Origin of the sequence: Demequina sp. (genome assembly GCF_047975725.1) — a bacterium.
Lineage (GTDB): Bacteria > Actinomycetota > Actinomycetes > Actinomycetales > Demequinaceae > Demequina.
The window spans coordinates 1-22,548 of record NZ_JBKEED010000007.1 but is presented as its reverse complement, the minus strand read 5'-3'; the positions used below and the strand labels follow the sequence as shown (position 1 = coordinate 22,548).

Here is a 22,548-nt window from a genome sequence, read left to right as displayed (position 1 = left end):
CACCCGGATGGGCTGTGCCACCTCGGCGCAGCTCCCGGGTGGTCGCTCACCTTCCCCTCGTTGCTGCTCTGCGGTTTCGACGACGAACCATCCCGGTTCGCCGGCCGCACGTACCAAGGAGGTCTCTCATGGTGAACGGCATCGTCATCCCACCTGCCGATGAAGACGCGCTCGTCGAGCGTGAGCTCAGCTCGCTCGCGGACTACCAAGACGCCGTCGGCGGCTGGATCGAAGCCATCGATATCCGCAGGCTTGGCGTCACGCTCTACGTCCCGGAGGAGGGTCAACTCCTGAACCAGCCCTTCAACCCTCGTGCCACCTTCCTGTGGTGGTACTACGTCCCAGCGGCACGCCTCGGCGAGCTGCTTCGCGGACCGGTGCTCATCGTCGGATCTCCAGACTCACAGGGAGCCGACCGTGACGTTCCGGAAGAGCTCCGGGCCCGGTTCGCTCAGACCTCGGGTTGGGCGCTCGACGTCCGTCCGCGAGCGAACCCGTTCTGGTATCGCGTCCAGATGACGTACGACACCTACTGGGAGGTGCTCGTGTGGGCCATGCTCATCCTCGATCGTTGGCCCGACGCCGACGACGTGAGGATCGTCGAGGGTGCAGAGATCGACGAGGTGCCTCTCGTGCAGCCGTAGGTACATACATATATGTGCTGCACATCGCGGCGACTGCTCCCGGGCTAGAGGATCTGGTAATTCTCGCCCGGAGCGGTCGCCGCTTTTCATGTGGCGTTGCTGATTCCACAACGGCGAGAGGCTTGTCAGAGGACACCCTCCCGTTCATAGTGAAGCGCAGATGAGGGGATCACGACCCGGCGATGGCGCGCGTTCGCTTCCCGCACGGGGCGGCTGCCTTGGAGTGTCAGGGCGCGCCGGTACGGTGAACCTCAGAATGGAGAAAGACTTAAGCGCGCCCTCGGCGTGGAGGAGAGCAAACGCACGATGACAAACTCGAACCGCACACGTCTTGGCCGAAGCGACCGGAGGAGTGCCTGATGGTCGCGTCGGTATCCGGCGGCACGCCAGACGAATACACGGAACTCCTCGATCAGCTCCGCGACCTCGTTCCGAGTGCCTTCCTCGATGGCGAACTCGACCGCTCAGCGCTGCTCGGCGCCCTGGGCCTCGAGGACGCGGCGAAGCCAGCGTTCTCGTTCACCTGGCCTGGTATTGAGCGGGCCAGGCACGACGCTCGCGTCCCAACGACCGCGACGCTCGTGCCGGACCAGACGTCTTCGCCCAACTGGGCGGACGCGCGTGACGTGCTGGTCGAGGGCGACAACCTTCAAGTGCTCAAGCTCCTCAAGAATGGGTACTCTCGCGCGGTCAAGCTGATCTACATCGACCCGCCGTACAACACGGGCGACTCCTTCACATACAACGACGACTTTGCTGTTGCGGAGAAGGAGTATCTGCGCGAAACCGGCCAAATCGACGAGCAGGGCAATGCCACGACCAGCCGGATCGAGAGTGGTGGCCGCAAGCATGCGCCGTGGCTGACGATGATGTTTCCTCGCCTCGCGTTGGCTCGTCATCTGCTTCGCCGCGACGGCGTGATCCTGGTGTCAATCGACGACAACGAGGTGCATCACCTTCGTCTCTTGCTCGATGCTGTCTTTGGTGCTGAGAACTTCGTCGACATGATGACGTGGCGCGGCGCCCGCAAGGGCGATGCAAAACTGACTGGCGGAGGACAGGACTACATTCTAGTTTACGCCCGCGACCGTGCGCACCTCAGGGCGAACGATGTGCGGTGGCGCGAGCGCAAAGAGGGTCTCGAGCCGGTCTATGCAAAGGTGGCTGAACTCCGAGCTCACGTCGGAGATGACTTCGAGGCAATGACCGCGTCGCTGCGTGACTGGTACAAGGCACTGGCCGAGGAAGCTCCCTCGAAAGCGCACGCACATTACAACACCATCGACGAGCGTGGCGTCTTCTTCCCTGGCGATATCGCCAGCCCAAATCCTCGACCGAACTTGACGTTTGATTGGAAGGGCTACGCCGTTCCTGAGAATGGCTGGCGCTACGAGTCTGCGGCCATGGAGCGCTTGGACGCCGAGGGACGCCTCTTGTACCCGGACTCCAAGGAGAAGCGTATCCAGGTCAAGCGCTATCTCGTGGAACACGAAGAGTGGGCACCTGCGTCTGTGTTCTATAGAGACCGCCGTGCTGCTTCTGGCGCGCTCAAGGAGCTAATGGGATCGAAAGTGTTTGATGATCCGAAGAGCACCGATGTCCTAGCTCGTCTGTTCCACGCCATCACTGACGAAGGCGACCTGATCCTCGACTTCTTCGCGGGCTCGGGTTCGACGGGTCAAGCGATCTGGGAGCAGAATTCCAAGGATGGAAAGACGCGCAACTGGGTTCTCGTACAGGCTCCCGAGGAGCCGGACGGCTCTCAAGTGTCGGGGAAGAACGCTCTCAAGGCAGGTTTCGGGACGATCTTCGAAGTTACCGCTGAGCGGTTGCGTCGCGCCGCAGCCAAGCTGCAGCCGGAGGCGCGGGATGCCACACAGCTTGGCTTCCGGATTTTCCGAACCCGTGCGACGAACCTCGTGATTGACAAGCCCCTGGTTGCGACCGCAGAGATGACCGGCCAGGCATACCTGGCCCAGGTCCTCGACCACACGGCCGGTGCTCCAGTTGTTGAAGGGGCCTCGCCGCTGGATGTGGCTTGGGAGATCGCGCTTAAGTCCACCGCGACGCGGCTTGATGCCACAGTGACGACGCACGACATCCAAGGTGTGACGGTCTTCGAGTTCTCGCCTGCGGAAGGAGCGTCTGCGACCGGGCGTTTGTTCATCTCACTCGGTGCCTTCACGCTTGCCACGGCAGACGCGCTTGCGTTGAGCGGCGACGACACGCTGATTCTTCGGGGCGACCGTGTGGAAGATTCGGTGACGCTCACACTCGCCCCTCGCCTGCAGTCAAAGTTGATTCTCCTGGAGCGTGTGCCGCGTGAAGTTTCACTTTGATGATCAGCCGCATCAGTCGGCAGCAGTCGCGGCAGTAATCGATCTATTCGAAGGTGCGCTTGTTCCGCCGCGTGACGCGCTCGCGGGTCGCGCAGCTGGTGCCGATGGCCACAGTGGATTCGCGCTGGAGCGCACGGTGCTTTCGGACAACCTGAGTGAAGTCACCGCGCGAGAGGACGTCGACGCACAGACGCGCTTGGCTCTGCTCGAGGCGACCGATCTGCAGGGTATGGAACGCGAGTTCCCCAACTTCTCCGTCGAGATGGAGACGGGCACCGGCAAGACCTACGTCTACATTTCTACGGCCCTGCGGCTCGCGGAGCTTTACGGGCTGCGGAAGTTCGTGATTCTGGTGCACTCCGTCGCAATCCGTGCGGGCGTCGTCAAGACGTTTGAGCAGACTGAAGCGCATTTCCGCCTCAAGTATCCGAGTACTCCCTTCACCTGGGGCGTGCTTGGCGAGAACTCCGCGCTCAATGACTTCACTGAGCCCTCAGACACGGTGCAGTTCCTCGTCGCAAGTGTGCAGGCGCTCGACAAGCCGGACTCGAACACGCTCTATGCGAGCGTTGAACAGCCACAACTCTGGGGTGACGCCCTGAGCGGCGTGGAGCAGATCGCCAAGGCACGTCCGGTCGTGTTGATCGACGAGCCGCAAAACATGGCGACCGCGCTGAGGCGCCAGGCAATCGCCACGCTTAACCCTCTCGTGGCTCTGCGTTACAGCGCCACTCACAAGGAGCCCTTCAACCTCGTTCATCGCCTCGGTCCCAAGCAGGCATCCGAGGCGGGGCTTGTAAAGCGGGTCTCGGTCAAGGGCATCGTCGCTGGCGACGATGGCAAGCCCTACGTCCGCGTGGACAAGCTCCGCAGCGTCCGAAAGCACCTCATGGCCGAGGCTGTCATTGATAAGGCAAGTGGCAAACGACTTCCGATAGTCCTACAGAACGGCACTGACCTTTTCGAGGAGTCGGACGGGCTGACGCAGTACAAAGGGCTGGTCGTGGATCGCATGGAGAGGAAGCCCGACCGCGTCATATTCGAGAACGGTCTCGCGGTCAACGTTGGCGCCGAGACGGGTGTAGACGCGCTCGCAGTTTGGCGCGACCAGATTCGCCACACGATCCGAACACACCTCGCGCGCCAGGGCCAGATCGACTCCATGAAGCGCGGGGTGAAGGTTCTGTCGCTGTTCTTCGTTGAGCGAGTCGCCGACTACGTGGGCGAAGAGGCGTTGCTGCCGTCCATGTTCGACGAGCTGTTCCGTGAGGAGTGGCTACGGGCGGGCTACGCGGAAGACGCGATGCCCGACCCTGCCGAGCTCCGGGTGGCCTATTTCCCTTCGACTAAGACCGGCATCCTTAAGGACACCTCAGGGAGGGCGTCCGACGCCGAGCTGGAAGCACGCGCTTACCAAGAGATCATCGCCAACAAGGAACTGATCCTCGACCGCGCGAATCCGCGTGCGTTTGTCTTCTCCCACTCCGCGCTGAAGGAAGGCTGGGACAATCCCAACGTCTTCCAGGTCGGATTCCTGCGCCATACGCGCTCGGATCTTGAGCGCCGCCAGCAGATTGGCCGCGGGCTTCGCCTCCCTGTCGATCAGTCGGGGCACCGCGTGATGGATCCGGCGATCAACAGGCTCACCCTCGTGGTCGACGAGTCGTTCACAGAATTCCGCGACGGACTCAATAGCGAGTACGCAACATCCGGTGGCGCGAAGGGCACTGCTGGCCCTGAGGTCGAGAACGCGGACAACGAGGTCTTGGTACGTCGTCGTCCGGCTTTGTTCGACAGCCCTGAATTCGCCGAGCTTTGGAAACGGATACGGTACAAGGCCCGCTATCGGGTTTCGGTGCAGCCCGAGGCGTTGGGCATCGTTGTCGCCGCCTCGGAGCACCTGGCCGACCTCGCATTCATCGAACGTCGCGCGAACGTCGTTCAGTCTGCGGACCTCGCCTACGACGAAGCGGGGCACGTCACGACATCGGACTCGGCTGTGGCCGAATCGCGCGGTGAGCGCATCGTGGTCGTTGGGCAGCAGTTGCCAGATGTGGTCCAGCTCATCGAGGACCAGTTGCAGTACGGGAGGTTTCCGCTGCAGCTCACTCGTCCGACGGTTGCTGGGATTGTCCGACAGATGCTCACCTATCCTGACCGCGACTATGCGCGTCACGTCCTTGATGATCCGGACCGTTGGGCTCGCATCGTTGCGAACGCTATCCGTATCGTGACCATCGAACAGATGGTCGACGGGATTACCTACGAACCGCTCGCTGAGAACGAATGGTGGGACGCCGAGGTCGTATTCCTCGAGGTCGAGTCGAAGAATCCAGTCCCGCCGCAGGCCGGGAACGCTGACCCGCAGAGCGGAGTCAAAGCGTCACCGGACGACGGCGTCAACCTTTACGACCACGTCGACTACGACAGCCACGTGGAGCGCACGTTTGCCTCGCAGCTCGAGAGCAACCGCGAACACGTCAAGCTCTTCACGAAGCTCCCACGCCGCTTCAGGGTTCGGACGCCCGTTGGTGAGTACTCGCCAGACTGGGCAATTGTCTATGACGAGAACGGCACTCAGCGGCTCTACCTGGTTCGTGAAACCAAGAACACGCGGAACCTCGACGACCTCGAATGGGGTGAGGCGATGCGCATCCGCTTTGCGACAGAGCACTTCGCTGCTGCCCCAGCGGGCGTTGTGGACTATGAGCACACCACGGATGAGCACGGCCTACTGACAGGCGGACCCTAACGAGCACTCGGGGGTGCCGGGAAGGCTATCCGACCCAGAAACACGTCCGAAGTGATCGTCGCTACTCCGCCCGTGCGGATGGCGCCGACAACTCTTCGAGTAGGTGAAATGCGCTTGTCTCGCTGAAGTGAAGTGCTCGTCCTGGCTCGCGGTGAAGCACGCCAGTCGCCGACACCATGCGTCGATCGGTGTTGGCCTGCCCTGCTACGTGATAGTCGTTGTCGTCGAGCTCAAGGCTTACATTGCGGGCCCTGTCGTTATCGATGACGCGTAGCGTCACGCGGCCCAGCTCGTCGTCTTCCCCGCGGTCAAGACGCTTGACGTATCCAACTACCGTCTGGCGACCAACGATGGGCTCGCCCCTCAGAGTCTCTCCGATGTGCCGAATCATCTCGATAGAGTCGCTTTCGATCCCGACGCGGTGTGGCGCAGAGGGCGCGGGGAGTCTTTCCGCCCAGTTGAAGTCGACGTCAAGGCCGCCGATACTCGGTGCGGCGAGCGTGTTCGCAACCGCTTCGCAAAGCTCGGCTGATACGCCCGCGCCAACAGCTTCGGTGATTTTGCGGGGCGCAGGCTCGGTGCCCCCGTGAGACAGCTCGCGAAGGGTATTCAGCCCCTCGGCCAAACGAAGCATGGCCTTGCGGGCGAATGGTTGGTAAGAAACCTCTTCGAACAGTACGGCGTCGTCTACGTTGTCCGGCTCGAGCACTGGAAGTCTGCTGATGACCGGCACGATGTAGCTTCCGCGGCGCGTCTGGCCCATACGCACCTTACGCGCATGATCACGTGCCGCGTCCGGCAAACTGTGGCCGTAGTAGCTGCGGGGTTGAAGTGCTGCGTTCGCGGAGGCTTGCATCGCTCGACGAACTGAATCAATCAGCGTCGCGGCGTCTCCCAGCGGGATTGAGTTGTCGATGTTCCCAGTCGCACGGAACTCCGTGACGTCAGATCCGGACTCGGTAACTCGGAGAATCAGCCCCTCGCGGTCGGTTGCTAGCGAGCCTGCGAGAGAGTCGAGCATCTGCGACCAACGCAGATCAAAATCCGGCGCAAGTCGATTGGTCGGAACCACGACGCTCGTGTGACCGCTGGTCCATCGCTCCGCGATGTCGCCGAGGCGCTGCGAGACCGACCATCCGCGAAGATCGAGCCACGCGATGATGTCACCGGGCAGCAAATCCCCCTGGTCGTCTGCAAAGGTCTCAGTCATCAGGTCCACCGAGAAGCTTGCGCATCCATCAGGCTCTTCATCGCAGTCGCAGTGAGCAGGTTATCTTTGGGCACTTTCAACCTGACGGTAGACGTGTTCGCTGTATCGGGGAGACCCAACATCGGCAAGTAGTATGCAGCTCGCGTCAAACTCGTCCCTGCGTCATCCATCGTCTGCCATGAGGTTGAGTCGTGTCCGACGACGACCAACACCAGTACGCCATAGCTGGTCCGCGACTCCGAGCGGAGCAGATCATAGGTGCGGATGTCGAGGTCGTGGACTAGCTGTCCGTCCTGTTCGTCGGGGTTGCTCGTGGCCTTCAGCTGGAGATCTAGAGCGTGATGGTGGCTGTGTACGGTCATGTCGACGCCGCGCTCGTCATCCGCAACGATCTCATAGGTGAAGTCGGCAGCCGAAGCAGCCGCGATTACCCATGCGCGGCTAAAGCGCTCCTTCTGCTTTGGTGACCCCTCAGTCATGAACACCAGACTGTAGCGGCTAATCATGCTCCTCACCGGCTTTCCTCCTGGCCACGTCTCGTGTCGAGGCTACGAACGGGCACCGACATCAAGAGCTTGGGAGAGCCACAGTCGGATCCGAGACTGGTTTGTGTGCCGCTGTCGGCAAGATAGATGAATGCGGCGAAACGCACCTCTTACCGAGACACAGATCGCTGTGCTCGCCTGGATCCGCGACGGCTGCCCCGAAGGCGTCTATCCGGATGGCTACGGCCACCGGCTGACGGCGCGTGCACTCGCCTCTCGAGGCTTGGTCAAGATCTCGGGTCACGGCGACTCCTGGCGCGCCGACCTTACCGAGAGGGGCCGGGATTGGACGCCGCCCACGGCGCAGGATCGGGCCCCGGTCTCGGATGCTCGACGGTCTCGGGGATCGAAGGCGGAGACGACCCGTCCAGCGCGCAAGAACCGCACGGTCCCGGCCGCCGAGCAGGGCGACACTCTGCCCGCTCGAAAACCGGCGCCACCCCTGGTCGTGCAGCCTCTCGCGGCAGACCACAACCACCCGGTGGTGAAGGCTGCGCTAGCGAGTGCGTTCGTGAAGCTCGTCAGCGACGAACAGCTGGAGCGAGCCCTCTGGGTCGTGCAGTTCGTCTCGGACGGCTGCACCGAGCGCGGGTGGATGGTCGAGGTGGATCCAGAGGGCCACCTCACGGTGCGAAGCGAGCCCGACGGCGTCGTGGTCCGGGTGTCCGAAGATCGTGAGAAGCGCGATGTCCACCCCGATACGGATATCGCCGAGTGCAAGTACGACTGGCAACGTGTCAGCCCGAGACGGGTTGAGGTCTTCGCTGGGCGGCTCTGCATTGAGGTCCAGCACGGCACGTCGGTGCAGTGGTGGGCAGCGGATCGGAAGCGCTGGACCGTCGAGTCCAAGTTGGGGCAGGTCGTGCCGGCCATCGAGCAGTTCTTCGGGGCGGCCGCTGAGCGCCGCGTTGAACGTCGTGCCCAACATGAGCGTGACCTCGTGGCTTGGACTGAAGCAGTCGAGCAGGCCAAGGCGAAGCACCTGAGCGCCCTCAACGTGGACCGTGCCTCAGAGCAGGTCGCGGAGTGGCGCCAGGCTAGCGAACTGCGCGCCTATGCCCGAGCAGTGCGCGACGCAGCCGCGAGTATATCCGGGAGCGCGGCGACGGACGCGCTGGAGTGGGCTCGCTGGCTGGAGGCGGAGGGCGCCCGGCTCGACCCGACGAATGACCCGAAGGCGATGCGAATCAAGAAGCCCGAGAACCCGAGCCCATGGGATTTGTCAAAGTACATGCCTCGAGGCTGGACGGCAGTACACCCGCCCGCCGAGCTGGATCAGTAGCGACGGCTGTCGCGTGCCTCGGGGAGTGGCACACCGAACTCACGCTCCAACTCCTTCGCCTGCTTGGTGGCGCCCGCCTGGCGGAGTTCGCGGAGCGCCCGGGAGAGCAGTTCGTCGACTCGCGCGACCTCGGCACGGAGGGCGGTCAGTTCGTCGTGGCGCTCTGCCGCTTCGCCGCACCAGGCGCGCAGGACTTCGCGGCACGGCCGCGCGTACGGATCCTCGGCATCCCAGCGTGCGGCCTCGTCCGCGTCGATGTAGCTCAGCGCCGCTCCACGGCTACTGCGCAGCGGGTAGCCGTGCGCCGCGTGCTCGCGCGCTTCGGCTTCCTCCTCTAGGACGTGGGCCATGATGCGGTCTGGCATGCGTTCGCAAATGCGCCGCGCGATTCGCTCGGTGGTCTCCCACGGCACGTACAGCGTGCCGTCCTCCTCGAACGACTCGGGCGCCTCCTAAGCACCTCGGGATCGAGTTCGAGCTCGGCGGCAAGCCGGTCCACGTCCGGGATCTCGCCGACGCCGGGGTAGCGGTACACCACGCTGAAGAGCTCGGGATCGAGGCCAATCCGGAACACCTCGTCCATCGCGTAGTGCTCGGGGGTGTTGTCGTCTCCTGGGCGGGTATCGATCCTCGCCCACCGCGCCTCGCGGGCCTGGTACGCCTCGACGTCGCTCCAGAGCACCTTGAGTCGAGATGGCGGTACCCAGTCTTGCCGCCCCTCGAAGGCGTGGTCGATGAAGTTCACGAGCACCCGTGCGGGCCGCTGCGTGCTCATGCGCACCACCTCGACTTCGACGAGCGGATCCTTGCGGCTCACGCGATACGCCCAGCGTTCGCCGGCGGAAGCTGGAACGCTGGGCGAGGGCATCAAGTCAGCGTACGGCGAGCGCCGCGTAGTTGCCTATGCGCCGAGATGTATATTTGACGAAATGCCTGATATATCCCATTCCGCTCATCCTTGACGTGTCGGCGGGCAGTGTCATAATCAGGGGCATCATGCCTACCAACGAAGCAGCTGCGGAGCAGGTCTCTGGGTCGTCGACTCCAGAGTTTGAAGTGACGATCGAGAACTGCAACAGCCTCTCGACGGCAACCATCACACTGCGCAGGCAGGCGCTCAACATCAAGTATGGTCCGAACGGAATTGGCAAGAGCACGATCGCACGCGCACTTGAGCTGCGCGCTCAAGGTGAAGATGCTCTAGCGGAACTCGTCCCATTCAAGTACCGAGTGGACGGCGGCGAGCACGCACCGCTGGTTGCGGGTGCCGATGAGATCGAGAAGGTACTTGTATTCGACGATACGTACGTGTCGCAGTTCGTCTTCCAGCGCGAAGAGGTGCTTAAGAACTCATTCGAGATCTTCATCAACACAGAGGAGTACCAGCAAGGGCTTGAGCAAATCGAGTCCATGTTCGAAGAGCTGAAAGGCACCTTCGTTCAGGAGCCTGAGTTCGACGAGGCGCTCGCCGGATTCGCTGAGTTGCGTGAAGTCTTCGGATTTACGCGTACGGGGACGCTCTCTCGCTCGAGCCGTGGCTCAAAGGCGATCAGCGTCGGAGGCAAGCTTGCGAACATTCCTGAACAACTCCAGGGCTATGAGCACTTCCTCCACAGCCAGGACCCCGGTGGTTGGATCTCGTGGCAGTCAAAGGGCACGGCATACCTCGAACTCTCCGACAACTGCCCCTTCTGTTCAGGTACGAACTTGAACAAAGAGACTGCTGCCCGTGTCTCCACCGAATACGAGTCGGCGGCTGTCAAGCACATGAGCGCACTCCGCGCTGTGATCGATCGTCTAGGTGGATACATAGAGCCCAGCTATCTCGCTCGTCTGAACGAGTTGACGACTCTTGTGGCGGACTTGTCGCCGGAGCAGCAGCAGTTCCTGGCTGGTCTTCGGGGTCAAATCGAGACCCTTCTGGGGAAGCTCACGGCACTTCGCAGCCTGTCTTTTCACGCACTTCGAGACGAAGAGCATGTCGATGAGGTGCTCGCCGATCTGAAAATCGACCTCTCGCTTCTGGACGCGGTCAACTCAGAGGCTACGCAGTCCGTCGTGAACCTCATCAACGAGAGGCTTGATGAGGTCGCAACCCGCATCACCGACATTCGCGCTCGGATCGGCAAACAGAAGGGTCGTGTAGCGAAGCTCATCCGGGACAACCAGAACGAGATCAACGAGTTCCTGGCCTCTGCTGGGTACCGGTACACCGTGCGAATCGAAGCCAGCGGTGAGTCCTACCGAATGATCCTTGAGCACGAGGATGTTGCCGGCCATCTCGAGACAGCCGCGCGTCACCTCAGCTACGGCGAGAAGAACGCATTCGCTCTAATCCTCTTCATGCATCACGTCCGACGCGAGCGCCCGGACCTGGTCGTCCTTGACGATCCCGTATCCAGTTTTGACAAGACCAAGAAATTCGCGATCCTGCATCAACTCTTCCATGGGCGAGACAGCATGCGGGAGTTCACGACACTCCTGCTAACCCACGACATCGAGCCTGCAATCGACATCGTCAAGGTCAGTACTTCGGGTCAGTTCAATGGAGCACATCCTGTCGCGCACTTCCTCAAGAGCCGAGGCGGCGTTGTAAGCGAGAAGCTCATCGAGCGGGACGACATTGCGACCTTTGCCCAGGTGTGCGAAGCGAACATCGCGTCCACTGCCGATGACATCATCAAGTGCATCTACCTGCGTCGTCGATACGAGGTGCACGGTGATATGGGTCCGGTCTACGACGTCCTATCGAGCTTGTTGCATCTGCGAGAGGTGCCGAGCGCCAAGGCCCAAGACGGCACACTGACCCCCGTTGCCGCGGCTGACCTGACTGCGGCCAAAGCGAAGATCACTAAACTGATCCCCGGGTTCGACTACGCGACGCTTGTAGCGCAGCTGAGCGATGTTGCGACATTGAAATCAAAGTACGAGGCAACGGACATCGGCTACGAGAAACTCCAGCTGTTCAGGGTCATGTCCGAGCTCGACCCCCAAGGGCTACGGGGTGACGATGCGTTCCGGAAGTTTGTGAATGAGTCCTTCCATATTGAGAACGAGTACGTCATGCAGCTGAACCCGCGGGACTATGACGCCGTGCCGGAGTTTGTCATCGAAGCCTGTGACGAGCTTGTGGCGGGTGTGCAGCCGACAGCCTCTTAACCTTGCCGAGGGGTGGCTGCTCTATGGATCGCCCTGAACACTGCCCCGTGCGACAGCCCGTATCGCGCTTCAATCTCCCGCATCGTCGAACCCGCTTCGTAGTCCTTGGCCATCTGTCTCGCCTGCTCCGCCGTCACGCGCGTCTTCTTCACTGTCACACCCTTCCTGCGCAGAAGGCGCACCAGCGCGGATGGAGCAACGCCTATATCTATGGCGATCGAGCGGGCGCTCTCACCTTCTCTATAGCGCCGCACGGCATCATCGATCTGATCGGCGCTCAGTCGCTTCGACAGGCACTGTGGCTGGCGCGTCGGTAGCTCGGGCTGCTCGGCGCCCTCTGGTGTGTTAACCCTGGTAGAGCGACCTATCTCGCGCAATCTGTCAACTGTCACACCATCTTCATCTTGGTTTGACAAGAGGTCGATAATGCCAGCCAGAGAAGAAGGCCCGCTACGGCGGGCCTTCTTCCTTTTTCTGACCGTGGCGGTGACGGGCGTTTAGCCCCGGTTCAGGGTCACCCTCTCGCCGTCCCAGTCGGCCGTCACGGCATCGCCCTCGCGCACCTCGCCGTCCACGATTGTGCGAGCGAGCTCGTTGAGCACGCGAGTCTGGATGAGCCGCTTGAGCGGGCGGGCGCCAAACGCGGGGTCGAAGCCGTCCGCTGCAAGGCTGGCCCGCAGTTCAGGCGACACGGCGAGCGTGATCTCCTTCTGCTGCGCCAGACGCGCGATGGTCTTGGCCAGCTCCGCGTCGACGATTCCCTCCATCGCGGCGGGGTCAATGCGGTCGAAGATCACCACATCGTCGAGCCGGTTGAGGAACTCGGGCCGGAACGCTCGCTTGAGCACTGCGTGCAGGTCCGCTTCGAGCGCATCGCGGTGCACGCCGTCCCACGCGAGCACCACATCCGAGCCCAGGTTGGACGTCATGATGAGGATGGTGTTGGTGAAGTTGACCGTCCGGCCGCGGCCGTCGGTGAGTCGGCCGTCGTCGAGCACCTGCAGCAGCACGTTCCACACGTCCGGGTGAGCCTTCTCGACCTCGTCGAACAGCACGATGCTGTAGGGGCGTCGCCGCACAGCCTCGGTGAGTTGACCGCCCTGCTCGTAGCCCACGTAACCCGGGGGAGAGCCGATGAGTCGGCTCACGGCGTGGCTTTCCATGTACTCCGACATGTCGATGCGGATCATCGCGCGCTCGTCGTCGAAGAGCTGCTCGGCGAGGGCCCTGGCCAGTTCCGTCTTGCCCACGCCAGTGGGTCCGAGGAACAGGAACGACCCGATGGGTCGGTGCTCGTCCGCGATGCCGGCCCGCGCGCGCCTGATGGCGTCGGACACGCTCGCGATGGCGCGGTCCTGGCCCACGACGCGCTCGTGCAGACGCTGCTCGAGCTCACCGAGCTTGGCCGACTCGTCGGTCAGCAGCTTCTCGACCGGCACGCCGGTCCACTTCGCGACCACCGCGGCGATGTCCTCGCCCGTGACCTCCTCGCGCAGCATGCGCTCGGAGGGGTCAATGCCATCCAACTGAGCCCGCGCATCGGCCATCTCCCGCTCGGCGGCAGGGATGTCGCCATAGCGAATGCGACCGGCCTTCTCGAGGTCGCCATAGCGCTCGGCACGCTCGAGGTCGCCGCGCAGGGACTCGAGCCGCTCAGTGGCAGCGCTCACGCGCACGATCAGGTCCTTCTCGCGCGCCCAGCGCATGTTGAGCGCCTCGGACTCGCCCTTGAGGTGGGCGATGTCGCGATCGATCTCCTCGCGCCTGGCTTTGGCCTGGGGGGACTTGTCCTTGGCGACCTGGGTGCGCTCGATCTCGAGTTGCATGATGCGCCTGCGGGCACGGTCGAGCTCGATGGGCATGGAGTCGAGCTGCATCTTGAGGGCGCTGGTGGCCTCGTCGATCAGGTCGACGGCCTTGTCGGGCAGAAACCGGTCGGAGATATGGCGGTCGGACAGGCGGGCAGAGGACACGATGGCCTGGTCCGTGATCTTCACCCCGTGGTGCACCTCGTACTTCTCCTGCAGCCCGCGCAGGATCGCGACGGTGTCTTCGATGGACGGTTCGCCCACATAGACCGGCTGGAACCGGCGCTCAAGGGCGCTGTCGGTCTCCACGTGTTCGCGGTACTCGTTCAGGGTGGTCGCGCCGATCATGCGCAGCTTGCCGCGCGCGAGCATGGGCTTCAGGATGTTGCCCGCGTCCACCGAACCGTCGGCCTTGCCCGCGCCGACGATGGTGTGCAGCTCGTCCACGAACAGGATGATGCGACCCTCGGCCTGCTCGACCTCGTTGAGGACGGCCTTGAGGCGCTCCTCGAACTGACCGCGGAAGGCGGCACCGGCCACGAGGGAGCTCATGGCGATCTCGATGACGCGCCGGTCCTTGAGGCTGCTCGGGACATCGCCAGCGACGATCCGCTGGGCGAGGCCCTCGACGATCGCGGTCTTGCCCACGCCGGGCTCGCCGATCAGGACGGCGTTGTTCTTGGTGCGACGCGTGAGGACCTGCATGACCCGACGGATCTCTTCGTCGCGACCGATCACGGGGTCCAGGTTGCCGCTTTCCGCGAGTGCGGTGAAGTCTTGCCCAAACTGTTCGAGGGCGGACTTCTGGTCCTGGTCGCCCTGCATCTGGGGGGTAGCGGTCATGGTGAACCTCCTGGTGTTCTAGCCTTTCGTTGCCAAGTTGAGCCTTGTACGCTCAAGTTTACATAATGACAATAGCGTCGCGCAAGAGGCAGCCCGGAGGGGCCGGGGGAGGGGCCCGTGGGGCCCGATTAGGAATCCGGCCCATCCATGCTGTAGAGTCTTATCTCGCGCCAGACGCCCGCAGGGTGGATGGAAGCTAGGGCCCCGTTGTGTAGCGGCCTAGCACGCCGCCCTCTCAAGGCGGTAGCGCGGGTTCGAATCCCGTCGGGGCTACGGATCAACTCCTCACCATTGCGGTGGGGAGTTTTTTCGTTTCCCCAGCCCCCGGTTGATACCCGTCTCAACGGGATCTGCGCTGCGACGGTGCGCCTGATACCCGTCAGACCCGGAGCGCGTCGACGTCGGCGGAGGTCGCCAGGCGAGCGCGCCAGGCCTCGACCAGCGACGCCGGGGGCATTCCGCATGCGGGGTCGTCCGCGTCGGCGCGGGGGCGGCGGCGCGCGATCGCGTCGTACACGCCGTTGCGCCACCGCCGAGGAACCCAGGTGATCGAGCGGGCGGCGCGCCACGGCCAGGCGAGGGTGCCGAGGATGCCAGCAACCGCATCGGCCCTGAGCCGGGGGCCGTCAACGGTGGCGAGCACCAAGGTTGAGGCCGCCACCGAGGCGTCGAGCCCCATGGCCGCAAGCGCGGCGCGGCCCACCTCGCCAGCGCTTCCGGCTATCAAGAACTGTTCGCGAGGGTCATGGCGGATGAGCCAGGCCACGAACCCGTTGCACAGTCCACAGTCGCCGTCGAAGATCACGATGGGGCGCGGCATGTGCCCAGACTAGGGCCGTTGGTCAGCGCAGGCCCGTCACGCCTGGGTAGTGGCGCGCTCGCGAACGACCATGGCGAGATGTGCTCCCCACCGTGCGGCGGCTTCTTCCTGCCCGCTGAGCAGCAGCGCCGCGGGCTCCGATGACCCGGTGACGAGCGCGACGGTGTACGTCTGCGGCTCGTCGATCGCCTCATACCCATGTGCTGTCAGCCGGGCGATGATGGCGCGGGCGGCACCGTGGCCCAATGGCCCCCGGATGCCTGTGTCGAAGGCGGCGCACAGCCGCTCAGCGGGAGGAAGGGTGTCCAGCCAGTCACGCAGGGGCGGATGGCTGACGTCGGCACGGAGGCCAGGGTGAGTTCCGTAGACCTTGGCGGTAGCCGATGCGCGGGTAGAGTCCGAGGGCAACCCCATGGCGTGCACGGGGGCGCCGGCGACCAGCAGATCGGCGTTGGCGAGGCGGCGAGGAGTCGCCTGATCGGTGGTGAGGACCAGCGTGCCCTCACCCAGTCCGGACGCGATCGCGCGCGCAATCGCTGCGGTGTTGCCCCACAGCGATTCGTATACGACGACGGCGTCCATGACTCCGGTCTACACCTCATCGCCTGGGGGCGCGCGGGGACCAACGTCCCGGGCCTGACGGGGGCAGGGGGAGTGCCCTGGTCAGGCCCGGGACGTCATCTCGGGATCACCCCGCGGTGCAGGGTGCGCCGTTGACCCAGAACTGCTCTGGGGGCGCATCTGACAAGGTTCCCGAGCTTCCGACGAAGCCGATCGTCACCTTGTCGCCCGCCCGGACGGTGCCGTTCCACGGCATAGCCGCGGCCGTCACGAACGCGCCTTCCTGCTTCCACTGGGCGCTCCACGCTTGCAGCGAGACTGAGTCGTCCGCTGGGTTGGCCCACGTGAGAGACCAGTCGTCCCATGCCTGCTGGGAGGTGTTGGTGATCCAGATTTGTGAGATGAAGGCCCCCGGCCACGAGCCGTGGACCGTGTAGGTCACTTCGCACGGCGCCACCTCGGTGGTGCCCTGGTCGCGGTCCGCCATCCACGACGCCACCCAGCTCAGCGCGGAGTTCCAGTTCACCGTGATCTCGTTGGTCGCCCACGACTGAATGTGGTCGACGTAGCACCGTTGGGGCGCGCAGTCGGTGCTGGGGTACAGCGACGAGATGGTGGGATCCCAGGTGCCCACGTCCGCATTGGGGCCACCGGCGACAGAGCCCGCCGGCGGGTTCGGGAGCTCCGCGTTGACCTGGTGTGCGAACCACCGGCTGTGCTGGTTCTGGCTCGTGACGTCTCCGTAGTCAGTGACGTAGGACCAGTTGAGGGCGTTGCGGCCGAGCAAATAGTCCATCGACTCCACGACCGCACGGGCATAGGCAGCGTCGCCCGTGAGGTCGAACGCCGTGCCGAGCACCACCTGGTTATTGAGCACCGAGGCGTTGGAGCCCCACACAAAGCCGTCGTCCGGAAGTGCGAGCCCAAACTCCTGGGCCTGCTGAACGGCGAGAATCCCGTTGGCCCCGGTGACGACCTGGTCCGTCACGGTGTCGCGGTCCGCGAAGTCGTTGGGCACGGTCGCAAGGTTCATCTTGGCGATCGCGTCCAGCGCGTCCCACGAGAAGCCGCCCACGTCGAACGAGTCCGCCTCGTGGACGGGGGAGTCTAGGAGGAAGTCCTCGAACTGCTGCTCTCCGGTGGTGAGGAACAACTCGGCAGCCGCCCAGTAGAACTCGTCCGTGACGTCGTCGTCGTCGTATGGCCCGCCGCCGTCGGCGCCGTCTGCCGCCGGGGCGTACAGATCCGGGGTGCCGAGCGCCGCCTCCCACGTGGACCGCGCTGTCGCCAGTAGATCCGCCGCGAAGTCGGCGTCGTACGGAGCGAACAGGCGTGCGCCTTGGGCGGCGGTGGCAGACAGGTTGAGCGTGGCGGCCGTCGACGGCCGGTGCAGTTCGCGTACCTGAGGGTCGTTGGCCGGCAGCAGGGGCAGCCCCGTCCACCCGTCGTCGTGGACCTTGTGGTGGACCAGGCCCTCAAACTGGGCGCCCTCGGGCACCACCATTGAGGTCATGAACTCGAGTTCCCAGCGGGCCTCGTCGAGCACATCCAGCACGCCGTTGGAGGACTCGGGCACGTCGAGGGTGCCATCCGCGAGGGCGTCAGGGTCGGCGCTGGGGGCCGTCTTGGTGCGCTCGAAGGTGCCGAGCAGTTGCGCGGTCGCGATGCCGCCGTTGACCACGTACTTGCCGTGGTCGCCCGCGTCGTACCAACCGCCCACGACGTCGAGCGTGTAGTCACAGCCCTCCCACCCGTAGGCGTCTGTGTAGACGGCGGCGGCGTCCGCGGCGTTCTGGCAGGGCACGTCCAGGTCGCCCTGGTTGGCGACGCCATCGGAAGGCGATGACACGTGGCCGGCCGCGCGCGCGTACTCCTCGCCCACGGTGTCGGCCTCGATGTCGATGCCCGAGCGCGCAAGGTAGAAGTAGTTGAGCGCGTCCGTGCGCAGGTCCTCGTACGCAGCGGTGCCGATCTCGAAGGCGTAGGACGTCTCGCCGTCCGCCACCAGGGTGTACTGCCCCTCAGCGGTCACGGAACTAAAGTCGATGCCGTGTACCGACAGCCCCGCGGAGTCGTCGACCCCGAGCGGTGACGTGTCGCCCGAGGCGACCACCGCATCGGCCGCATTGCGCAGTTCCCACTCGAGCGCCGTGTCGCTGTCGGTGACGAGCGTGGCCTCCTTGGGGCCGTGGGTGAGGTATCCCACCTGGTTGACGCGGACGCGAGGGCCGGTGTCGGGCTCATAGGGCTCGACAGAGACGCCGCCAAGGTAGGACACGTTGTCCAGGCACAGCTCCCAGGACTGGGAGGCCCCGCCCACCTGGAACCCCAGGCGCGGGTCGACGGGGTCCTCGGAGGCCTGGTGGCTCGTCGAGTAGTGCGTCCAGCCAGCGTCGTTGCCCGCGGCGATCTCGCCATATGAGGCGTACGCCCCACCCTCTTGCTGGACAATCGCCCGCACAGGGCCCGCCGCAGCGGCGTCAAAGCTGAAGGCGTAGTCGCCGGCCACGAGGGAGAGATCCTGGTAGATGGCCACGTCCCACGGGTTGGTGGTGCCGGCGGGCACCGTGGCACAGAAGACGCCGTCCTCGACGCGGGCCGTGCCCTCGACAAAGCCGTAGTGGGTCCAGCCCGTGAGGTCATCGTCAAAGCCGCCGTTGATGACCTGCTCCACCCCCGCGGGGGCGACCGACACGTTGTCGACGCAGAAGGTCCACGCCTCGCTCGCGCCGCCCACCTGGAAGGCCGTCTGCAGGCCGGTGACGTCCTCGGCCACCGTGAACGAGGTCGAATAGGTCTCCATCTGGTCGCTGAGCGGCTCGGTCACGTTGGCAAGCTGCGTCCACGGGTCGACGGGGAACTGCACGAGCCCCACGACGGTGGCTGAACCGTTGGACGCCGAGGCGTCGAACTGGAACACGTAATCGCCTGCGGGAAGGTCGAGGCCGTCTTGGCCGACGATCGCGTCCCATGGGTTGGAGGTACCCGCCGGGACGGTCGCGCACAGGGCGCCGGTCTCGACACTGACCGTGTCCGTGAGGTTGCCGGTGGTCCACCAGGGGTCCTTGGTGTCGTCGAACGTGCCGTTGAGGACGTCTGCGGCCGCGGGGGCGAGGCCTATCGCGACCAACGTGAGCGCGCCGATTGCCGCGAGGGGCGCGCGCACAGAACTGAACTTCTTCACAATGCTCTCCTTTGAGCCATCGATGAGGGTGTGAAGCGCAGGGTGTGCGTCGGCGGGCATCAGGGCCGCGCCGGGCTACCAGGAACGTAGCAAGAAACGTTTCGACCCGCGCGGCGAGCGGGCCCTCGCCTACGCGAAGGGGTACGTACCTGGTGCTTTACTTCGGGGCTCGGTAGCCGCCGGTGGCGGCCTTCCCACAGGGCCGATGCGCTGGCTGGCTAGGAAGCGGCCGCCGTGGCCTCGACGAGCAGGGTGCGCAGCCGCTGTCCCCACTCGTGCGCCTCGCGCTCTTGGCCTGCGAGCAGCATGGCGGCCGGCTTGTCGGTGCGCGCGCGCATCGTGACGGTGAAGCCGTGGGCGCGGTCCAGTGGCGTGTAGCCCGCGGCGCTCATGGAGCGCCCGATGGCGAACGCGGCGCCTCTGCCGAGCGGTCCCGCAATGCGCGTCTCGAAGGCCGCGAAGTGGCGTGGCCCGGGGGGAACGGTCGAGAGCCAATCGCGCATGGAGGGGTGATGGACGTCAGCAGGGACGGAGGTGGGGGTGTCGCGGGCCGCCGCAGCCGCCCGCGAGTTCTCGCTGGGAAGCGTCAGCGCGTGGACCGGAGCGCCTGCCACCACCAGCGCGGCCTCGGCCACGCGCTCAGGCGTGGCCTCGTCGGTCACCAATGCCACCGCATCGGCTCCCAGGCCCTCGGCGATGGCCAGGGCTACGGCTGCGGTGTTGCCCCACATGGATTCGAAGACCACGATGGCGTCCATATTGCCTGGTCTACGCCCTCTGGGCACGCGTGTGAAAGGGACCAAGGTCCCCTTTCGGGGTAGCGAGCGGGTCAGTGGGTGCGCAACAGTACGTCGCTGAGCTGTCGCGCGGCGTCGGTCACGGCTTGCGCATGTGCCGCCGCGGGAGTCTGCGTGAGGCGCTCCATGGGGCCGGAGATGGACACCGCCGCGATGACGGTGCCGGCCGTGCCCCACACCGGCGCGGACACGGAGCTGACGCCCGGCTCGCGCTCGCCGGCACTCTGGGCGTAGCCGCGCTCGCGGACGGAGGCAAGGTCGCCCGCGGTGAAGTTGGCGTTGACGAGGGCGCGGTGCATGCGTTGGGGCTCCTCCCAGGCGAGCAGCACCTTGGCGGCGGAGCCGGCCGCCATGGTCATCGTGGTGCCCACGGGGATCGAGTCACGCAGGCCCACCGGACGATCGACCGCCGCGATGCAGATGCGCTGGTCGCCGTGCGGGCGGTACAGCTGGCTGGACTCGCCCGTGCGGTCGCGCAGGGTGGTGAGGACGGGCAGGGCGGCGGAGACCAGGCGGTCCTCGCCCACCGTTGCGGCGAGTGCGGAAAAGCGGCTGCCGAGCACAAAGGCGCCGTTGGAGTCGCGCCCGACCAGGTGGTGGTGTTCCAGGGCGAGGGCGAGCCGATGCACGGTGGGGCGGGCGAGGTGGGTGGTGGTCACGAGCTCGGCAAGGGTGGCCGGACCCTTCTCGAGCGCAGCCAAAATGGCTGCCGTCTTGTCGATCACGCCGACGCCGCTATGATTGTCCATAGAGCGATACTAGCGTCTCAAATAATGAGACGTCGAGCAGCACGGAGGTAGGTATGGGAACCACACTCGCGGAGAAGCTGTGGACCAGTCATCTGGTTCGCAAGGGTGAGGACGGCGCGCCCGACCTCATCTACATCGACCTTCACATGTGCCACGAGGTCACGAGCCCGCAGGCCTTTGAGGGCCTGCGCCTGGCTGGCCGCCCCGTGCGCCGCCCGGACCTCACCATCGCCACCGAGGACCACAACACCCCCACGCTCGACATCGACCTGCCCATCGCGGACCTCACCAGCCGCACGCAGATCGACACGCTGCGCTCCAACGCCAAGGAGTTCGGGATCCGCATCCACTCGCTCGGCGACGCGGACCAGGGCGTGGTGCACGTGGTCGGCCCGCAGCTGGGCCTCACGATGCCCGGCATGACGGTGGTGTGCGGTGACTCGCACACGTCGACGCACGGCGCGTTTGGCGCGCTGGCCTTCGGCATCGGCACCTCCGAGGTCGAGCATGTGCTGGCGACCCAATGTCTGATTCAGAAGAAATCCAAAAGCATGCTGGTCGAGGTAGAAGGCACCCTGCCTGCCGGAGTGACGGCTAAAGATATCGTTCTGGCCATCATCGGTCGCATCGGTACCGCCGGCGGCACCGGTTCCACCATCGAATTCGGTGGCAGCACCATTCGCGCCCTCTCTATGGAAGGCCGCATGACGGTCTGCAACATGGCCATTGAAGCCGGGGCCCGGGCTGGAATCATCGGTGTCGATCAGACCACCATCGACTATCTCAAGGGCCGCCCCTTCGCCCCCAGTGGGGCCACCTGGGATCAGGCAGTGACTCACTGGCAAACCCTGCACAGCGATCCGGGCGCGGTCTTCGCCAAAGTAATCAGGATCGATGCCCGCGATCTGCGCCCCCAGGTCACCTGGGGAACATCCCCGGAGATGGTTGTCACTATTGAAGACACCGTCCCCGATCCAGCCCTTGAGACCGATGTCACCAAGCGTTCCGGGATGATCGCCGCACTGAAATATATGGGGCTTGAGGCAGGCACACCCATCAGCGCGATCCCCCTGGACAAGATCTTCATCGGCTCCTGTACCAATGGCCGGATCGAGGATCTGCGAGCTGTTGCCAGTGTCGTCATAGGGCGCAGCGTCGCCGCCAATATCAAGCAGGCTCTCATTGTTCCGGGCTCCGGCCTGGTGCGCCAGATGGCCGAGGAGGAAGGCCTCGACCAGATTTTCAAAGCCGCAGGTTTCCAGTGGCGCGAACCGGGCTGCTCCATGTGTCTGGCCATGAACAATGACCGCCTGGCCCCCGGTGAGCGTTGTGCCTCGACCTCCAACCGCAACTTTGAAGGCCGTCAGGGCCAGGGCGGTCGCACTCATCTGGTCAGCCCGGCCATGGCCGCCGCCGCCGCAGTCACCGGTCACTTCATCGATGTGCGCACGCTGGAGGTGCAATAATGGATAAATTCACAACTTTTACCGGAATCGTCGCCCCTCTTGACCGGGCTAACGTCGATACCGACGCCATCATTCCCAAGCAGTTCCTCAAATCGATCAAACGCACCGGGTTCGGCCCCTACCTGTTTGACGAATGGCGCTATCTCGATCATGGCGAGCCCGATATGGACTGCGCCCCCCGTCCGCGCAATCCCGACTTTGTTCTCAACCAACCCCGCTACCACAATTGCAATATCCTTCTGGCGCGGGACAATTTCGGCTGTGGCTCTTCCCGCGAACATGCCCCCTGGGCTCTGCTCGATTTCGGCATCCGGGTCATCATCGCTCCGAGCTTTGCCGACATCTTTTTCAACAACTGCTTCAAAAACGGGATTCTGCCCATCACCCTG

At 64.4% G+C, this 22,548-nt stretch carries 17 protein-coding genes and 1 tRNA gene; 8 read left to right on the top strand and 10 right to left on the bottom strand.

The window, feature by feature from the left end; all coding sequences use genetic code 11:
• The first annotated feature begins 128 nt into the window (after nucleotides 1-128).
• The 3 genes from ACK5NO_RS01400 (at nucleotide 129) to ACK5NO_RS01390 (ending at nucleotide 5,735) form a co-directional block, all read left to right on the top strand.
• Nucleotides 129-644: a DUF3846 domain-containing protein gene (locus ACK5NO_RS01400; protein WP_416810880.1), complete on the top strand. Its 516-nt coding sequence runs from the start codon at nucleotides 129-131 to the stop codon at nucleotides 642-644.
• 359 nt (nucleotides 645-1,003) lie between these two features.
• Nucleotides 1,004-2,983, top strand: coding sequence for a site-specific DNA-methyltransferase (locus tag ACK5NO_RS01395; protein WP_416810879.1), 1,980 nt, complete (start codon nucleotides 1,004-1,006; stop codon nucleotides 2,981-2,983).
• On the top strand, nucleotides 2,967-5,735 hold the full coding sequence (locus tag ACK5NO_RS01390) for a DEAD/DEAH box helicase family protein (protein WP_416810878.1): 2,769 nt from the start codon (nucleotides 2,967-2,969) through the stop codon (nucleotides 5,733-5,735). Before ACK5NO_RS01395 ends, ACK5NO_RS01390 begins: the two co-directional genes overlap by 17 nt.
• Before the next feature lie 61 nt (nucleotides 5,736-5,796).
• Here the strand turns inward: ACK5NO_RS01390 and ACK5NO_RS01385 are convergent, their stop codons facing one another.
• Both ACK5NO_RS01385 and ACK5NO_RS01380 read right to left on the bottom strand, forming a co-directional pair.
• A complete protein-coding gene (locus tag ACK5NO_RS01385; protein ID WP_416810877.1) occupies nucleotides 5,797-6,945 on the bottom strand; it encodes a hypothetical protein in 1,149 nt (382 codons plus the stop codon).
• The gene (locus tag ACK5NO_RS01380; RefSeq protein WP_416810876.1) at nucleotides 6,945-7,451 is read right to left on the bottom strand and encodes a DUF4365 domain-containing protein; all 507 of its coding nucleotides are present in this window, start codon (nucleotides 7,449-7,451) and stop codon (nucleotides 6,945-6,947) included. Before ACK5NO_RS01380 ends, ACK5NO_RS01385 begins: the two co-directional genes overlap by 1 nt.
• A 550-nt stretch (nucleotides 7,452-8,001) precedes the next feature.
• Between ACK5NO_RS01380 and ACK5NO_RS01375 the strand changes: the two genes are divergently transcribed.
• A complete protein-coding gene (locus ACK5NO_RS01375) occupies nucleotides 8,002-8,772 on the top strand; it encodes a hypothetical protein (RefSeq protein ID WP_416810875.1) in 771 nt (256 codons plus the stop codon).
• Here ACK5NO_RS01375 and ACK5NO_RS01370 read toward each other — a convergent pair.
• Both ACK5NO_RS01370 and ACK5NO_RS01365 read right to left on the bottom strand, forming a co-directional pair.
• Nucleotides 8,766-9,122 (bottom strand): hypothetical protein, encoded by a 357-nt coding sequence (locus ACK5NO_RS01370; RefSeq protein ID WP_416810874.1) that lies wholly within the window; start codon nucleotides 9,120-9,122, stop codon nucleotides 8,766-8,768. The two genes, ACK5NO_RS01375 and ACK5NO_RS01370, sit on opposite strands and share 7 nt — an antisense overlap.
• Nucleotides 9,107-9,640, bottom strand: a complete 534-nt coding sequence (locus ACK5NO_RS01365; protein WP_416810873.1) for a hypothetical protein — start codon at nucleotides 9,638-9,640, stop codon at nucleotides 9,107-9,109. Before ACK5NO_RS01365 ends, ACK5NO_RS01370 begins: the two co-directional genes overlap by 16 nt.
• Nucleotides 9,641-9,768: 128 nt before the next feature.
• Between ACK5NO_RS01365 and ACK5NO_RS01360 the strand changes: the two genes are divergently transcribed.
• A complete protein-coding gene (locus ACK5NO_RS01360; protein WP_416810872.1) occupies nucleotides 9,769-11,931 on the top strand; it encodes an AAA family ATPase in 2,163 nt (720 codons plus the stop codon).
• 497 nt (nucleotides 11,932-12,428) lie between these two features.
• On the opposite strand, the gene ACK5NO_RS01355 is transcribed toward ACK5NO_RS01360, so the two are convergent.
• Nucleotides 12,429-14,582: an ATP-dependent Clp protease ATP-binding subunit gene (locus tag ACK5NO_RS01355; protein ID WP_416810871.1), complete on the bottom strand. Its 2,154-nt coding sequence runs from the start codon at nucleotides 14,580-14,582 to the stop codon at nucleotides 12,429-12,431.
• A 200-nt stretch (nucleotides 14,583-14,782) separates the two neighbouring features.
• Between ACK5NO_RS01355 and ACK5NO_RS01350 the strand changes: the two genes are divergently transcribed.
• Nucleotides 14,783-14,855 (top strand) — tRNA-Glu (locus ACK5NO_RS01350).
• Nucleotides 14,856-14,961: 106 nt separating this feature from the next.
• Here the strand turns inward: ACK5NO_RS01350 and ACK5NO_RS01345 are convergent.
• The 5 genes from ACK5NO_RS01345 to ACK5NO_RS01325 form a co-directional block, all read right to left on the bottom strand.
• Entirely contained in the window at nucleotides 14,962-15,402 is a 441-nt protein-coding gene (locus tag ACK5NO_RS01345; protein ID WP_416810870.1) for a thiol-disulfide oxidoreductase DCC family protein, read from the bottom strand.
• 36 nt (nucleotides 15,403-15,438) lie between these two features.
• Complete coding sequence (locus ACK5NO_RS01340; RefSeq protein WP_416810869.1) at nucleotides 15,439-15,984, bottom strand: flavodoxin family protein; 546 nt, start codon at nucleotides 15,982-15,984, stop codon at nucleotides 15,439-15,441.
• A gap of 106 nt (nucleotides 15,985-16,090) precedes the next feature.
• Nucleotides 16,091-19,147 carry a glycoside hydrolase family 9 protein gene (locus tag ACK5NO_RS01335; protein WP_416810868.1) on the bottom strand — a complete coding sequence of 1,019 codons (3,057 nt, stop codon included), beginning with the start codon at nucleotides 19,145-19,147 and terminating at the stop codon, nucleotides 16,091-16,093.
• A gap of 218 nt (nucleotides 19,148-19,365) precedes the next feature.
• Entirely contained in the window at nucleotides 19,366-19,905 is a 540-nt protein-coding gene (locus tag ACK5NO_RS01330) for a flavodoxin family protein (protein WP_416810867.1), read from the bottom strand.
• A gap of 71 nt (nucleotides 19,906-19,976) precedes the next feature.
• Nucleotides 19,977-20,693, bottom strand: a complete 717-nt coding sequence (locus ACK5NO_RS01325) for an IclR family transcriptional regulator (protein WP_416810866.1) — start codon at nucleotides 20,691-20,693, stop codon at nucleotides 19,977-19,979.
• A 53-nt stretch (nucleotides 20,694-20,746) separates the two neighbouring features.
• On the opposite strand from ACK5NO_RS01325, the gene leuC reads away from it, so the two are divergent.
• Both leuC and leuD read left to right on the top strand, forming a co-directional pair.
• Nucleotides 20,747-22,159, top strand: a complete 1,413-nt coding sequence (leuC, locus tag ACK5NO_RS01320; RefSeq protein ID WP_416810865.1) for a 3-isopropylmalate dehydratase large subunit — start codon at nucleotides 20,747-20,749, stop codon at nucleotides 22,157-22,159.
• Nucleotides 22,159-22,548 (top strand): 3-isopropylmalate dehydratase small subunit (gene leuD / locus ACK5NO_RS01315; protein ID WP_416810864.1); only part of this gene is annotated, 390 nt, incomplete at its 3' end. The genes leuC and leuD, both read left to right, overlap by 1 nt.